At 66.9% G+C, this 14,518-nt stretch carries 12 protein-coding genes and 1 pseudogene; 8 read left to right on the top strand and 5 right to left on the bottom strand.

Going from position 1 to position 14,518, the window contains the following annotated elements; genetic code table 11:
- Together H0B43_RS39595 and H0B43_RS39590 are read right to left on the bottom strand one after the other, a co-directional pair.
- Positions 1 to 802, bottom strand: an 802-nt coding sequence (locus tag H0B43_RS39595) for a phosphotransferase (RefSeq protein ID WP_312037660.1), incomplete at its 3' end; no start/stop codon positions are given.
- 88 nt (positions 803 to 890) lie between these two features.
- Positions 891 to 2,885 (bottom strand): glycosyltransferase, encoded by a 1,995-nt coding sequence (locus H0B43_RS39590; protein WP_082320796.1) that lies wholly within the window; start codon positions 2,883 to 2,885, stop codon positions 891 to 893.
- Positions 2,886 to 3,576: 691 nt separating this feature from the next.
- Between H0B43_RS39590 and H0B43_RS39585 the strand changes: the two genes are divergently transcribed.
- The 5 genes and pseudogenes from H0B43_RS39585 to H0B43_RS39570 all read left to right on the top strand — a co-directional run bounded on the left by H0B43_RS39585 (position 3,577) and on the right by H0B43_RS39570 (position 7,526).
- Entirely contained in the window at positions 3,577 to 3,924 is a 348-nt protein-coding gene (locus H0B43_RS39585) for a hypothetical protein (RefSeq protein WP_005572199.1), read from the top strand.
- Positions 3,925 to 3,936: 12 nt separating this feature from the next.
- A complete protein-coding gene (locus H0B43_RS39580) occupies positions 3,937 to 4,104 on the top strand; it encodes a hypothetical protein (protein WP_185723528.1) in 168 nt (55 codons plus the stop codon).
- 487 nt (positions 4,105 to 4,591) lie between these two features.
- Complete coding sequence (locus H0B43_RS39575; protein ID WP_005566058.1) at positions 4,592 to 4,918, top strand: hypothetical protein; 327 nt, start codon at positions 4,592 to 4,594, stop codon at positions 4,916 to 4,918.
- A 1,806-nt stretch (positions 4,919 to 6,724) separates the two neighbouring features.
- A pseudogene (locus H0B43_RS42350) lies at positions 6,725 to 6,958 on the top strand (hypothetical protein); the annotation flags it as partial.
- 82 nt (positions 6,959 to 7,040) lie between these two features.
- A complete protein-coding gene (locus tag H0B43_RS39570; protein ID WP_252189602.1) occupies positions 7,041 to 7,526 on the top strand; it encodes a sigma-70 family RNA polymerase sigma factor in 486 nt (161 codons plus the stop codon).
- A gap of 797 nt (positions 7,527 to 8,323) precedes the next feature.
- Here the strand turns inward: H0B43_RS39570 and H0B43_RS39565 are convergent.
- A complete protein-coding gene (locus H0B43_RS39565) occupies positions 8,324 to 8,668 on the bottom strand; it encodes a hypothetical protein (protein WP_213016572.1) in 345 nt (114 codons plus the stop codon).
- A gap of 663 nt (positions 8,669 to 9,331) precedes the next feature.
- Here H0B43_RS39565 and H0B43_RS42345 point away from each other — a divergent pair.
- The 3 genes from H0B43_RS42345 (at position 9,332) to H0B43_RS39550 (ending at position 11,206) form a co-directional block, all read left to right on the top strand.
- Positions 9,332 to 9,721, top strand: coding sequence for a hypothetical protein (locus H0B43_RS42345; RefSeq protein ID WP_005563169.1), 390 nt, complete (start codon positions 9,332 to 9,334; stop codon positions 9,719 to 9,721).
- Positions 9,722 to 9,934: 213 nt separating this feature from the next.
- Positions 9,935 to 10,555 (top strand): hypothetical protein, encoded by a 621-nt coding sequence (locus tag H0B43_RS39555; protein WP_063885181.1) that lies wholly within the window; start codon positions 9,935 to 9,937, stop codon positions 10,553 to 10,555.
- Between the two features lie 3 nt (positions 10,556 to 10,558).
- Positions 10,559 to 11,206 (top strand): RES family NAD+ phosphorylase, encoded by a 648-nt coding sequence (locus H0B43_RS39550; protein WP_005563163.1) that lies wholly within the window; start codon positions 10,559 to 10,561, stop codon positions 11,204 to 11,206.
- Positions 11,207 to 11,604: 398 nt separating this feature from the next.
- Here the strand turns inward: H0B43_RS39550 and H0B43_RS39545 are convergent, their stop codons facing one another.
- Both H0B43_RS39545 and H0B43_RS39540 read right to left on the bottom strand, forming a co-directional pair.
- Positions 11,605 to 12,792, bottom strand: a complete 1,188-nt coding sequence (locus H0B43_RS39545; RefSeq protein ID WP_005563161.1) for a glutamate--cysteine ligase — start codon at positions 12,790 to 12,792, stop codon at positions 11,605 to 11,607.
- 771 nt (positions 12,793 to 13,563) lie between these two features.
- Complete coding sequence (locus H0B43_RS39540; protein ID WP_043788059.1) at positions 13,564 to 14,115, bottom strand: universal stress protein; 552 nt, start codon at positions 14,113 to 14,115, stop codon at positions 13,564 to 13,566.
- Positions 14,116 to 14,518 lie beyond the last annotated feature (403 nt).

Raw genomic sequence — 14,518 nt, 5'->3', positions numbered from 1 at the left:
CCCGATCAAGCCCAGGGCACGCAGCACCGCCCAACCACGCGCCCTGGGTGACGGTCGCTCCGTCGGCCCGCCCATAGGCGTCGAAGAACCGCCCCGCCGCGCCGGCCGGCAACAGGATCCAGGCGGCGGAAAGATCGGTCGCGGGATCGCCCGCGCACATCTCACCGAAGTCGATCACCCCAGCAAGCATCCCGTCCCGGACGACCACGTTCGCCCGATGCACGTCACCGTGCAGCCACAACGGCGCGCGCTGCCAAACCGGCGCCGCTACAGCCTCCTCCCACACCTCCCGCGCACCCTCCGCGGTCGCGTGGTCGGCAACGACCACGCGACCGACCTCGGCCCCTTCCCACAACCCGGCCAAAGGAATGCCCCGCGCCGGGTTGGCCGGCGCGTCGGGTTGGCCGGCGCGTCGGCGGGCGCCTGCACGTGCAGCGCACCAAGGAACCCGGCGAGGACCTCCGCCGCATCGACACGTGTGACCGGCGCGTGATCGGCCGGCTCCCCCTCGACCCAGCGCGCGATCGTCCAGGTGTGCTCGAACAGGCCCGAAGGTGTGCTCGAACAGGCCCGAAGGTGTGCCGACACGCACCGGGGTGGGCGTGGGCAGCGGCAGGCGGTTCGCCAACACCGGCAGCCACGTCTGCTCTGTGCGCAGCAGAGCAGGCGCGCGCTCGGTGCGCGGCAAGCGTACGGCCAGCTCCTCCCCGAGTCGCCATTGCTGGTTATCCCAACCCCCGTCGACGTCTCGGAGATCGAGGTCCGCCAGATCCGGATGCTGATCCCGCAGCAACGCCCGCACCAGGCCCTGCCCGAACCTGAACTCGCCCTTCAAGAAGCCTCCGATCGCTGCCGACACACTGCGCAATTACAAAGGATGTGCAGCGATATCACCCTCGGGCTCGTCGGTGCCTCGTATCGGATGTTGTCGGCTTCGAGGAGTCAACAGCGTCCTCATCGCCGAAAACCTGCGCCCATCTCGTGTTTCCCGCCAACTCGGCGGCCGCCGCGCGGTAGCGCTGTCGAAGCCGCGGGAACTCCTGGTCGAGTCGACGATGCAGAGTGAGGGAGTCGCGCAACAGTGCCCGGGCGGTCTCGCGATCGCGCTGCCGGTAAACAACGCCGCGGCCGTCTGCAGTGGTCACGGTGACACCATCGACACGACCGAGACGGAACCAGCGCGCCTCGGTCGGTGAATAGTTCGCCTGCGGGACCTGATGATGCCGGATGTCGATTGGGCGGAGGTTGTTCGCCGCCGCCGCGGCCAGGCTCGCGATCTTCCCGAGCCCTGTCGGGGCCCGGGCTCCCGACCGGAGGGTATCGCCGCTGGCACGGGGCAGTGCGGTCGCCGACTCGAGCACCACCGCATCCGGATAGCCGGCCCGCAGCGCGGCGACCTTCGGCAACGCCGACGGCAGCAGCTCGAACAGCTGCTCGGGCCCGGCCAGGAAATCCCGAATCGCCTCGCACTGAATCGCCACCGTGGAGTACTCCAGGCACAGCAGATGTTTGACCACCGCCTTCAGACTCGAACGGATCATCGCCCGCTGCCCGCCGGACTGGTGCAGGGCCGCCACGACCAGGCGATTGCGGAGATGAAAGTACGCCTGCCAGTCGATCGCGTCGTCCTTATCGCTCCAGGCCATGTGCCAGACCGCCACCCCGGGCATGCTGACGGTCGGGAAGCCGGCGGCTCGGGCGCGGAGCCCGTATTCCACGTCGTCCCACTTGATGAACAACGGCAACGGCTGCCCGATCTGCTGGGCGCAGACCCGGGGAATCATGCACATCCACCACCCGTTGAAGTCGACGTCGACCACCCGATGCAGATCTCGGGAATGCTCGGCGTCCGTGAGCGGGTGGGCGGCGAAATCGTGGTCGTACCCGGAAAACGGGGCAGCAGTCCACATGAACGTCGACTGATCGACCGCCTCACCCATCGTGTGGAGGTGCGCGCGTTCCTGCAGGTTGAGCATCTGACCGCCGACCAGCATCGGCGCCTTGGCGAACCGGGACACCGCCAGCGCCCGCAGGATCGAATCCGGCTCGATGGCAATGTCGTCGTCCATGAACAAGATGTACGGGCTATCGGTGCGGGCCAGTGCCTCGTACATGATCCTCGAGTAGCCGCCCGAACCGCCGAGGTTGCCCTGCCGGAACAGCTGAAACTTCTCCCCCAACGCGGTCACCGCTGCGGCGAAACCGGGATCGTCGCGCACCTGGCGGGTGCCCTGATCCACCATCAACACCGCATCCACCGCGGCCGCCACGAGCGGGTCCGACGCCAACGCACGCAAAGCACTGACGGCATCGGCGGGACGGTTGAACGTCGGAATGCCCACCGTCACCCGACCGGTGTCCCCGTCGCCGGGAGCCGGGATCGGCGCGTACCAGCCGGCCGCGTCGATCCGCACGTCACCAGTGGCAGCGGTGATGTCGAACCAGATCCAGCCGCCGTCCTCGAACGGCGCCAAATTGATGTCGATGTCGACCACACCCCGGCCGGACCCGTCGCCCGGGATGTCCGCCGATGCCACCGCGATCCGGGTGCCGTCCGCCTTCGACCGGTACACCTGCACCCCGCACTCGCCGACCACCTCGACCCGCAACACCACCGACTCCAACACCGTCCACCGGCGCCAATACCCGGCATTGAACGCGTTGAAATACGTCGCGAAACTCACCTCGGCACCCGCGGAAACCAGGGCGGCGGTCCGCGACACCGCATGCACCCGACCGACACTGCCTGATTCGAGCAGATACAACGACCGCACATCCGACGACTCACCCGCACGCGGCAACAGCACCCGCTGCAACAACGACACCGCCGACCCCACCCCGGACTCACCCTCCGGCTCAACATCATTGATCCGCACAACCGACACAACCACACCCCCACCACCCGGCCAAGACATGCCCAGCCAACACCGTCGACGTCCTCACCGCACCCTATCCGAGGCCATGGAACCCACCCGGATACAGAAATCCGGCCACACCCCTCGGACCAGGCGTCAGCACCGTCGGCCAGAGCCTCGAAACCTCCGGTCCACGACCGCATCATCGGCGCCCTCGAACAACCCGAACAGCAGTACGTTTCAGTCGGGGGTGAAGAACAGTCCCATTCCGATCATGAACCACGCCACCAGCGCCGCCATCGGCACGAAACGCGCCCACCAACGGCAGAGCGAACTGCCGGGCGGGCCGCCACGGAACCGACACCAACCCGCACGCCACCACCACAACCGCTGGTCCCGCCCAGCTCACCCAATACGAGGCCGACGGCGGATCCGACCCGAACGAGATGAACGACCCATGCGGATACACCCGCGGCCGCGGAACATCGCCGTAGTGCTGCCACAGCATCACCGCCGGCAGATAACAGAAAAACCCCAGCAACAGACCCGCGATGACGCCCAGAGAAATCCGCAAACCCCGCCCCGACCCCGCCGATGTCACTTCGTCCACACCACTGGGATCTGGTCGCTCCACATCACACGCTGACGTCACCCCTTCACTGACGACATTCCGGTGAAAGGGGTGACGACAGGGTGCTCGTGGAGAGGAGAATAACCAACCATGAGCACTACCGACGACGACATCCCGCCGCCACCCGACAGTGTCATAGAGCGCGTCGCTCCCGTCCTCCGTGCCGCTCTGCTCCAGGCCGAAACCCGACTGTCGGAGCGATGCGCCGCCAAGGCGGCGACCGTCGAACTGGAATCTGCAGCCATCAAGGCCGTGAACCAAGCCCACGCCAACTTGAGCAATTTCCTCGTCGCCGACACCGCGAACCCCGACAGTGCAACCTCGCAGATCGACTACTACCACTTCGCCTATGCACTGATCGATCGGATCGCGGAGGCCCGCAAAGCCGGTGTCGACGTGAGGCTCGGCGAGATCGAGATCCGGTCAAATCTCGACTAGGTGGTGATCGGCGTGATCCATCAAGAGATCCGGGAGTGGGTCGCAGAGTTGATGCGACTCGACCTCGCGACGGCCAGCCCCGCCGAGTTGGCCAAGCTGGACGACGTCACCAAGCTGGCGGAGATGGAGTACGTGCGGCAACTGCTGAGCCTGCGCGAGTATCGGCCGCTGGTGGGTTGACCGCGTGAAACATCAGCGCCCCGACCTGCGATTAGTCACTCGAAGAGGTGATCACAATGGGTTCCGCTGGAATCGACTTCAACCTGGCGTTCCAAGCGTTTGTGCATTGGCTGCACGTCATGTTCGGCCTGAACGTGGGCGTCTGAACGTCCCCCCAAAGTGTCGGCCCCGGCCTGGCTGCCTCCGATCACCTGCGCCGGGATCGGCTTTGCCGGTGCCCGGCGTAGCCAGCGGCGATAAACTTGGGTCGTGAGGAATTGCCGATTCACACGAGAAGAGGTGATCGGATGGATAAGCCTTCATAAGCCTTCTTGACTGAGTAGTCACATGATCGATCCCCGGCTGCAAGTTGACCCCTCCTGCAACGAGGGGCAGCAAACCAAGGGGGTCGATCGCTGTCCATGCCCATCCGCAGGTTTGTCCACAGTTCGTCCGCAGGACATTGCGGTCGGGTTACGATCCGTCGGTGACAATAGGCTCCCTCTCGATGGCCCTCCTGCGGCTCAATTACCGGCTGGCTCGCATTCCGTTGCAGTTGGTCGAGGACGTCGGGATAGCCATGCTGGACGAGCGCGCACCGACGCGCCTCGCCTACGAGCAGTTACTCATCACCTGCGATCACGCCGCCGCCATCCTGCTCGGTGACGAGTACGCGGCCGCACGAGCAGACGACATGCGCCGCCGTAGCGCTCGGGTCCGCGTCACGATCGCGCGCCGACATCAGCGTGTCGATGCCGAGACTGCCGCCCTTCTCGATCTGCAGCGTGAACGATTCGAGCGTCGCCAGCGCACCAAGGGCACCGACCGAGCCTGAAGTATCTTTCGTGAACCCTTCCCACAAAGCCCAGGCAGACAGTATGTTTGGGCATGGTAGGCCAGCTTTGGGGGGTGCCAAGCCCTCGGTGTGATGCGTTTGAAGAGTCCGTGCGCAGCATTCCAAGGGGGGCGGCACGGGGGCTGGCCTGCCGTCATTCATGTGTTTTCACATGGTGTCGTAGATGATGTGCTCGGGTATGCCCGCCCCCTCCGCGCGCCGACTACGGCGTCCCAGAGGTCGCCCGTGAGTTGCCGGTAGGTGTCGCACCAGATTCGCCGGAACTCCGTTGTTGTCGGGTACTCAGGAACGTGCGGAGGACCAGTGTGGTGTTTCATGCGGAAACGGTCGGGTGGAACCATCATGGGTCGGTCGACTGCCGCATGCCAGTCACCATACATGCTGCAGTGCAATGGAATTCAATAGGGTTGAAATGAATATTGTTACACTGCAATGCTATTGAGCGCGTGAGTGAAGCACGCATGATGGGCGATGAGTGCTGAGCACAAGCAAGGTGTGATGCATGCACGCTGTCTGGTCTCACGTCCGTGACAGCGAGTCCAGCGCACGATCGAACGCTGCCGCCGCGCCTTCGGCTGACACCGAAGACCCCGGCTGCACACACCCGGGCGGAGTTCGCTCTCGCGGCGAGCAGACTGGCGGATCACCAGATTCCCAGATTGCCCTGCCAAACCGCCAAAATGATATACAGCACTACCACCAGCGGATAGTACGGATTGATCATCGCGCTCACCTCGAGGGAGCGGCCCACCAGTTTGTGACCGGCTCCGGATACCAAGTACCTATTCGACGTGTCCGTTCCTTCTCCTCGGCAAGGGGGCCGGTGGCGATGATCCATCTGGGTGGCAGTCGGTAACGCCGCGGCCCGCCAGAATGTCGGTCAGCATGTCGATTTCGGTGAGCCACAACCCCAGCCGGGTGATTCCACGCTCACGACTGGGGCAGGCGTGGGTGAAGATCAGGATGGATTTTCCGGCACCTCGGGCGTGAACCTCCCACCGCAGGAGCTCGTCGCCGCAGCAATTCTCGAGGCATCGGGTCTCCGGTGGCCCCATCGTCGGACCGTGCAGGTCACGCCGGGAATCGCACCAGGACGCCCACATGTAGCGGCGAGAGTCGGTCAGCACCCGCCACACCGAGTCGCAGCCGTATGGCCGGTACCGTTCCAGCCGCCCCGATGGTCACCCGGTTCTTCCTGCGCTACCCGCCCGCCCGCAACACCGAGGCCGGGACCTGATCGGACGCCACAACGTCCGCGGCCTCCTTCTACCGCGGTTGCGTTCCGCCGCCCCGGGTACGCTGCCGATATCCGGAAAACCCGGGACCCACCGAGGTGAAGTGCCCATGGCCGAATTCGACCAGATCCGGCAGCGCACGACCACAGAGGCCGCGCCGACGGCACTTCGTGTCGCGGCCGAGTTCGCTCAACTGCCGGTGGTGCGGGCGGTGACGAGAACCCTCGCCGTTCTGAACGATTTACCCTCGACGAGGTCGCCGACATCACGCTCGCCGTGGACCAGGTGTGCTCGGAAGTGATCGCCGCCGCACCGGCCGGCGCCGAGCTGCCATCGAATCCGGGCTCCTGATCTCGATCGACGGGTGCGTCAGCTGCGGCGGTGTGCCGAACCAGCGCGGCTTCGGCTGGCACGTCCTCGAAACGCTCACCGACGCCCGGTCCGTTTCTCCCCGGCCCTGCCACGCGCAGGAAACCGGCCGGGACGTGACGATCGAGTTCGTCAAACACCGGGGCCCAGGTAACACCGCCGATGCCCGCACAACACGACGATGCCCGCGCAACCAGACCGGACCCCTGACCCTGCCACGCGCCGGGCGAGACGACTACCGGGGGGTCGCGGCAGCCCTGGGACGGCTGCACTGCCTCGCCGAGTCGGTCGCCGGGTCGGCCGAGGCGGCAGGCCGCGGGGAGGTGATTACCCGGCGCCTTCCCTCGCCGACGACATCGCCCTCCGATTCGGGGGCCGCGGCGAGTCGCACGAAGCCCTGGTGCAGGTCGCCCGACTGGGTCTGGTCAAGGCCGTCGACCGGTTCGACCCCGGCCGCGGCGACGATTTCGCTCGCCGCATACGCGGTACCGACCATCATGGGCGAGGTCCGCCGCCATTTCCGCGACACCGGCTGGTCGATGCGCGTGCCGCGCCACCTCCAGGAACTGCACGCACTGATCACCACGACGGTCAACACGCTCTCCCAGGAACTGGGACGGTCCCCGTCCGCAAGCGAGATCGCGCCGAACTGTGCCTCGACATCCGCGAGGGCTCCGACGGACTGCTCGCGGCGAACGCATACCAGGACCCTGTCGATGGACCGCACCCTCGACGACCCCGACTACCTCCCGCTGACCGACACGCTCTGTACGGACGATCCCGAACTGGCCCACGTCGAAAGCCATGCCGCCGTACACGACGCGCGGGAGAAGCTCTCGCCGCTCGATCGGCGGGTGCTGCTGCTGCGGTTCTTCGGCTCCCTGACACAAACGGAGATCGCCCACCGAGTCGGCGTCTCCCAGATGCAGGTCTCCCGCATCCTCACCCGCATCCTCACCGCGCTCCGCGAGCAATCGGGCTGACCAGCGAAAGGCTGGCTCCCTACCTGCGCGCTGCGGGCGGAAACATCGATCGCGCTCTCGACCTGTACGAGTGGAACACCCAGGTCAGCGCCGCACTCTTCGCGGACTTCAGCTACTTCGAAGTCATCCTGCGCAACGCCTGCCACCACCAGCTCCGACGGTGGGCTGCCAGGCAGAACTCGACCGTCCCCTGGTACCGGCACCCCGCACTGTCCACGCGGTCAGCGGAAGACGTCACCAAAGCCCGCACCAGAGCAACACGAGGACAGCGGCACGAAACCGAAGGCCGCGTCGTCGCCGAGCTGATGTTCGGGTTCTGGCGCTTCCTCCATTCGAGGTCATACGAGGCAACACTCTGGACACCGAGCCTGCGGCACGCCTACCCACACCAAACGCCGCGCCGGCGCAGCGACGTCTACAACCACCTCAACACCCTGCGCAACCGCATCGCCCACCACGAACCCATCCACGGACCCGCGATCGGAGACACCGGCAAAAGACATCGCCGCCCTCCACGACGAACTCCTCGTCATCCTCAGATGGATCGACCCCACGATCGAGACCTGGCTCCGCGCACGCAGCACCGACTCCCACACCCTGCAACCAGCGACCCTGACCCTCCCACGAGCTGCGGCCTGCTGCGGATCACACCACGTGCTGGACAGCGGCCACAACCGTGGCCTGCTCGTCCCCGCCCCGCCGGCCAATCGCGAGTCGCAATGTGTACCGGCCGGCGGGGTCGAGACCGCCCGAGATCTGGGAGCGAGCGGCGCTGACCACACTACGGCGGCAGGCCGTCACCGTCCCAGGATCGCACCGACGCTCGCGTCGTCGAGGCGGAGCGCAGCGGACAGGAACCGTCTCGCCGTCGGCCGAGCCTTTTCCAACGCACGTGCGGTGAACTCGACCTGGGCGGCGGACCCGGACCGGCAGAACGTCCACAGCTCCTTCGCCGCGAGGTGATAGTGGTGCAGGGCCTCATCGATGGTGTACGCGTCCACCTCACCGGCCCGGAAACGGTCGACCTCGGCTGCGACACAGTCGATCAGCTCACCCAGCCGGACCTCGTGGTAGGCGGCGACCAGCGCCCGATCGGCTCGCCGCTGCCCCTCGCTGCCCACAGGCACTGACGATACCGACATCGCGCGGCACCCGCGGCCCGAAGACCACGCTCACCGGGGACGGCGCCCCGCACGCCGCGTCTACGTCGTCCGATCGGCGGGAACGCCGGAAACGACGCCGATCCACCGGCGGCCGTTCCGGTCGATGAGAGTACGCACGAGCAACCAAAACCACACCCGCCGTGAGGAATCCGGCAGTGGTCACCGCGACCACGATCATCGCCGGCACGGTCATGGCACCGACCCCGACCAGGAACGCGACACCGGACACACCACCCAACACCACACAGCCCACCCCCGCCGACACCAGCACGACCCACTCACCCTCCCGCCGCGACGCACAACATTTCACCGACCCCACACCACCAATCGCACGCCACGGCACCCGACGGCACCGGTCTCCCAGCAGACTCGCCTCCGGCACCCATCGTCAGATTGTGCACTAATTATGAAAATTACTTTCTTATCAACTAATTACCCAAATATGTTGGTGATCAACATCTTTCAAAACACCTCAAAGCGGGCGAAACCGACACCCAAACCCTCCCCGCACCCCGGCGCCAGGCCCAACCCTCAACAGATCGCCGGCACCCACACCCCACCCCCACATCACACCCACACAACAAAACAGAACACCAGGTCACAGCCACATCACACACATACTGCCCCCGCCCAGAAGGTAGGGTGCAGGACGCCGTCAGAGACGCAGGCTCAGCTAGGGAGGACCTTCTCGACGGTGCTCACGACCGAGACGTCGAGCTTGTCAAAGCGGCCCGAGATCGCACCTTCCTGGTCCGGGGCGACGTCTTCGTCTTCGTCTCCGCCGACGACGAGTGGATTCACCCGCCGGTTGTCGTGGTCTCCGACCCCATCGGGATCTCGCGGTCGGGCGGAGCGGTGCTGTACTTCCTCCGCATCCGCACCGACCTGCCCCCGCTCCCCCTCACCGGCGCCGAGAAGGTGCTCGCCGACCCCTGTACACGTCTGCGGACCGCGCTGCGGGGGCTGCGGACCTCTGAACTACTGCGGTCAATACTCCCTTCGACCAGCAGTAACGACATGTCCCTCACGTGAGCGACTCACCGACATCGCGACGGACCTTAGGGGCTCCGCCGGCACAGCGGTCCACCCTCAACTCACGGGTGCGAGAAGGCCGGGCCGACACCGGTGAGCTTCCCTCCATGCAGCGGGCGAGAAGATCCAGTGGTTCACGTCGTCCTGGCCCGGCCGGGTGCACCGATTCTAACGCACGGCTACACTGTTAGGTAACGAGAGGAGTTGGTGATCATGGCGGCGGACATCGAGACGCGAGACACCGGTGGCGGCACCCAGCCGCTCGAGCAACTACTCAGCGAGAAGTTCGGCATCAAGATGGCCCGACTCGACATCGAACGCGCCCTCGACGCGCTCCCCACCATCCACCAAGCCTCGGTGGCCCTTCCCGCTGCCGAGGCCGCGATGTACGACGCCGCCGACTTCGGCGAAGACCAGGACGCCTACCGGCGAAAGATGCTCGACAACGTCGCCGCCTACACCCGCCTGCTGAGCACCGCACGCACATCGGCCGAGGTCAGCGCCCTCCTCGAGGTCGATCCGTCGCGGATCCGGCAGCGCGTAGCCGACCGCACGCTATGGGCGCTCAAGGACCAGGGGAAATGGCTCTTCCCGGCACTACAGTTCGAACCCGAGGGACCCCGACCCGGCCTGGTACGCGGCCTGGACAAGATCCTGTCCGCCCTGCCCACCGGGCTGCACCCCCTGGCCGTCGAAGGGCTCCTGACCACTCCGCAAGACCAACTCCGCGACGACGAGGGCAAGCCCGCATCCATACTGCATTGGCTACGTTCGGGCGGCGACATCGCGACCGCCTCTTGCGTCGTGGAGCAACAGAGATGGGCGAGCGCCTGACGGATGTCCATCCTCCCTCTCCCCCCACCTCCGTCGCCCGATGAACTGCGCGCCATCGGAATCCGGCCGAACGAATACCGCCACAGCGATACGACCGAAACCTGGTGGCGGGTGCACCGCACCACCGCCGTGCACACCCTGGCGTGGAACGCGTTCCGCACCTTCGGGCCTGTGCTGAGATTCGATCCCCACCCGCAACCGCGCGGACATCACCCCGCGCACGGCGTCTGGTACGGCGCAACCAACCCCGGTGCCGCGCTCGGCGAAGCGTTCCAACACGATCGGACCATCGACCGCGCATTCGAGATCCCCTACTTGACCGGCCTGCGTTTCACCCGCACCCTGCACCTCCTCGACGTCTCCACCGACAGCACCGGCCACTGGCCCACCCGCGCCGGCGGAACCTATGCCATCTCCACCGCCGGACACGACCACACCCAGAGGTGGGCCCGCGCCATCGTCGACGCATTCCCTCATCTCGACGGCATCAGCTACAACAGCCGCTTCACCGGGGCCCTCTGCGCAGCCCTGTTCTCCCGAGCGCAGGACGCGATGCCGACCGCTCCCCTCACCTCACGAGCGCTGACCGACCCGGCCCTCGCCACCCGACTCGCCGGCGTCGCCGACAAACTCGGATACAAAGTCGTGTGACATTCGTCTGTTCCCGACAGCCCACCACGACCTCCCACCAACGGGGATACTCGCTACTAACTTCGAATTCCCGGTGCGGGAATCGCGTTGAGGTCGACGCCCAGCCGGACGCCGCTGGAGAGGGCGTCGAGTGGCAACCGGAGGTGTAGGCGTCGAGCTCGTTTTCGCTGATCTCGCCCAGGTCCTTTGCAGTCATCGTGCGCTCGGCCATCGGAAGTTGGCTCACGCGCCCACGACCGCCGCCAACTCCGGGGTTTCATTGTCGGAGAGCAGTTCGATCCAGTCGGGTCGCATCTTCGCCCATACGCCAGTCACCCTGCGAAATCGTGGGTCACGTTTCGTCTTCTCCAGCACCTCGTCTCCACGGGGCTTCCCTGATTCCGGCGGAATCTCCGTTCTCATCGGTCGACCGCGTGGTGGTCGCGGTTGTCGCGGTCGGTGGATCCGCACCCCTCGGTTGTCCAGCGCGCGGCCATCTCGGTGACGCCGGTCAGGCCCCCGGTACGCAGGGCGCGGCGCTGCCGGACGGCACCGTTGCCGGCGGCCAGGACCGCCGCCACCGCCGTACGCGTGTGTTCGTAGTCACCGGATTCCTCCAGACACGGCCGGACGTGGATGAGCAGCTGACCCACGAGTTGGGTGGCCGGAACCAGGCGCCGCGTGCCGGGGTCGAGTCCCGAACCCGCGAGGCCGTCCCGTGCCGCCCGCCAGCACGCCGCCCGCAACTGGTCCCGGCCGATCGGGTCCGCGGGGCGGCCGACGGCCACCGCACCCAGGGCGGTGGTGACCAGCGCCCGGATCAACGTGGCCAGCAGCACCGTTTCCCCGACCGTGGCGGGCACGTCGCTGATACGGATCTCGACCGTGGGCAGATGCGCGGACAACCGCACATCCCAGTAGACCATCGCCGTGTCGAGGATGCTGCCGCTCTCGCACAGCATCGCCACCACCTCGTCGTAGTGGTGGGCCGACCGAAAATACGGGGGTGGTCCCGCGCTCGGCCACCGCGCCCACAGCAGGTGCCGCCAACTGGCGTGCCCGGTGTCGGCGCCGCCGGTGATCGGGGAGTTCGCGGTCAACGCCAACAGGGTCGGCAACCACGGCCGCAGATGATTACTGACCTGCACCGCGACCTCCCGGTCGGGCACGCAGACATGGACGTGGCACCCACAGATCACCTGCTCGGCCAACACCCCGAACCGCTGAGCCATCCGCTGATACCGGGGCGTGTCGGTCACCGACCCGGCCGGCGGACACCACAGCGGGACCCCCACGGCCAGCAGCCGGGACCCGGATCGCGCCGCCGCCTCCGCCGCCACGAACCGGGACCTGCCCAGTTCCCGACGCAACGCCGGCACACCCGCACAGACCGGTGTGCAGGTTTCGACCTGACACTTCGACAGCTCCAGTTGCAGATCGATGCCCACGGCCGCGGCGGCCGCCGCCACCGTCGTGCCGACCAGATCCGGCCGGCCGGTGACCGGATCGACGAGAACGAACTCCTCCTCCACCCCGATCGTGGGCGTGTTCTCAATCCGAGTGTCACAGAGTGCATCGAGTGCGTTCTTCGACAGAACGGATGCCATCGTGACCTCCTACCCCGGCGGCCGGCACCGACCACCCGCCACCGCAAGCCTTCCACGCGCGCACCGGGGAACACCAGGAACAGACAACCGCACGGCAGTCGCTGCGACCTACCGGGCCAAGTCCCTGAATCACACCGTCACAGGCTTTCCGAATACCGCGATCTCAAATTCACGAGCGGACCGCGGCCACCGCAGTCGGAAGCCGCACCGACCGCGGTGCCACATCACCACACGATGCTGCCGTTGGTAATGCCCGACGAGCACGCCCATCGGCGCCGCCACCCCGATTCGCGGCGGAGCCGCCGGCGCCATCGCGGCAATTCTCCGGAACACGGCGGAGAAGATGACAATCCTCCGGTCCGTATGGATCGTTGTCGCCGGCTCGCGGCCGGGTTTCGCTACCGGCGGCGGGCGGCCTCCGAGTCGACCTGCCGATCGATGTCCGGGTCGTCGACGAAAACGAGGCGGCCGTCGTCGAGGACCACTCCCCACCGGCGCGCCGGCGCACGATCGGCGCTAGGTCCGAATGATGACGAAACGCCATGAGCCGGTGCAGCTTCGCGTATCAGCGGGCTTCGACCGATTGCCGGTGATGCGGGCGGCCGCGGAGACCAACACCCTCCGCGGCGCCGTATGCCGCCTCGCCCGCGGCTGGCCCCTCCCTCCCGGCCCCGCAGCGGGGCGACGTCGATCCGATCGCGGGTGAATCACGGACTCGCGGCGTTGTCCGGTGGTCGGTGCGGGTGCCCGGAACTGCCTGTGGCATCTCACTCAAGGCCCGGCCGCCGGTGGCGCGGCGTCGACGCGTGTTTCGGGGACCAGGACCACGGGACGGCGGCCGTGGTGGACCAGGTGCGAGGACACCGACTCCCCCAACGCCCGCTCGAGGACGGACACCAGCCCTCCCCGTGCGCTGCCGATGATGATCATCAGGGCGTCATTCGCGTCGGCGATCGTCGCCAACAGGTGCGCCGGGTTGCCCTCGTGGGAGTAGTAGCTCCAGTTCCCGGGCAGTGCTGCGAGCATGGTGCACGCCTCGGTGCGTTCCCGCTCGACCGTCTCGACGATCCGCCGTTCCCAATCGTCGCGGTCCGGTTCGACCGGAAAATCGTCGAGGTCGACGACGTGGGCGACATGCAGATACGCGTGGAGCGGGACCGCGAGGCCCATGGCGAAGGACAGCGCCTGATGGCTGGCGGGATACCGGTCGAACCCCACCACCAGATGGCACACCGGCTCGGTCGCGGCCGCGGGCCCGTCCACGCGCACCGGTTTCCGCCAGTCCCGCACGCCTTCCCGGTCGGGGGGCTTCTTTTTGATCATCTGCTCCTCCTCACCACCGGCGACCATGGGAAGCCGGCCGCTCCTGTCGCCCACGGTCACCGCCGCCGCGCCCAGCGCGCTCGTCGCAGCGGCGGGGGCACCGCCGGTGTTCGATCGGCGCACGGTCTCGACGCCCACGGCGCTGAAGGTGGTGTACCCACAACAGCACCCGACACCCACCATGCCGGATCACCGCAGAACGCCGTGCACAAGCGCCAGCCCGGTTTACGAAAAGCGGTTCGCCGAGTCGGCCACCGCCACCGCCGCTATCCGGACAGCCGAACACGCACCGGACCGGCCGTGGATGCGACCGCATCAGGATCAACCGGCAGCGCGGGCGCCAGGTCGAGTTGCGCGGGAAAGCAGCCGTCAGCCGCGCAACGAGGCGGTGCAGACACCCCAT

Origin of the sequence: Rhodococcus sp. 4CII, assembly GCF_014256275.1 — a bacterium.
GTDB lineage: Bacteria > Actinomycetota > Actinomycetes > Mycobacteriales > Mycobacteriaceae > Rhodococcus_F > Rhodococcus_F wratislaviensis_A.
Note: the sequence above shows the minus strand (reverse complement) of the source record. Positions and strands in the feature narration are given on the sequence as shown.

What these genes read in the sequence shown, in the direction of transcription:
- H0B43_RS39585 (WP_005572199.1), top strand. Translation starts at nt 3,577, where the DNA reads ATGAGCACTACCGACGACGACATCCCGCCGCCACCCGACAGTGTCATA.
- H0B43_RS39575 (WP_005566058.1), top strand. Translation starts at nt 4,592, where the DNA reads ATGGCCCTCCTGCGGCTCAATTACCGGCTGGCTCGCATTCCGTTGCAG.
- H0B43_RS39570 (WP_252189602.1), top strand. Translation starts at nt 7,041, where the DNA reads ATGGGCGAGGTCCGCCGCCATTTCCGCGACACCGGCTGGTCGATGCGC.
- H0B43_RS39565 (WP_213016572.1), bottom strand. Translation starts at nt 8,668, where the DNA reads ATGTCGGTATCGTCAGTGCCTGTGGGCAGCGAGGGGCAGCGGCGAGCC.
- H0B43_RS39555 (WP_063885181.1), top strand. Translation starts at nt 9,935, where the DNA reads ATGGCGGCGGACATCGAGACGCGAGACACCGGTGGCGGCACCCAGCCG.
- H0B43_RS39550 (WP_005563163.1), top strand. Translation starts at nt 10,559, where the DNA reads ATGTCCATCCTCCCTCTCCCCCCACCTCCGTCGCCCGATGAACTGCGC.
- H0B43_RS39545 (WP_005563161.1), bottom strand. Translation starts at nt 12,792, where the DNA reads ATGGCATCCGTTCTGTCGAAGAACGCACTCGATGCACTCTGTGACACT.
- H0B43_RS39540 (WP_043788059.1), bottom strand. Translation starts at nt 14,115, where the DNA reads ATGATCAAAAAGAAGCCCCCCGACCGGGAAGGCGTGCGGGACTGGCGG.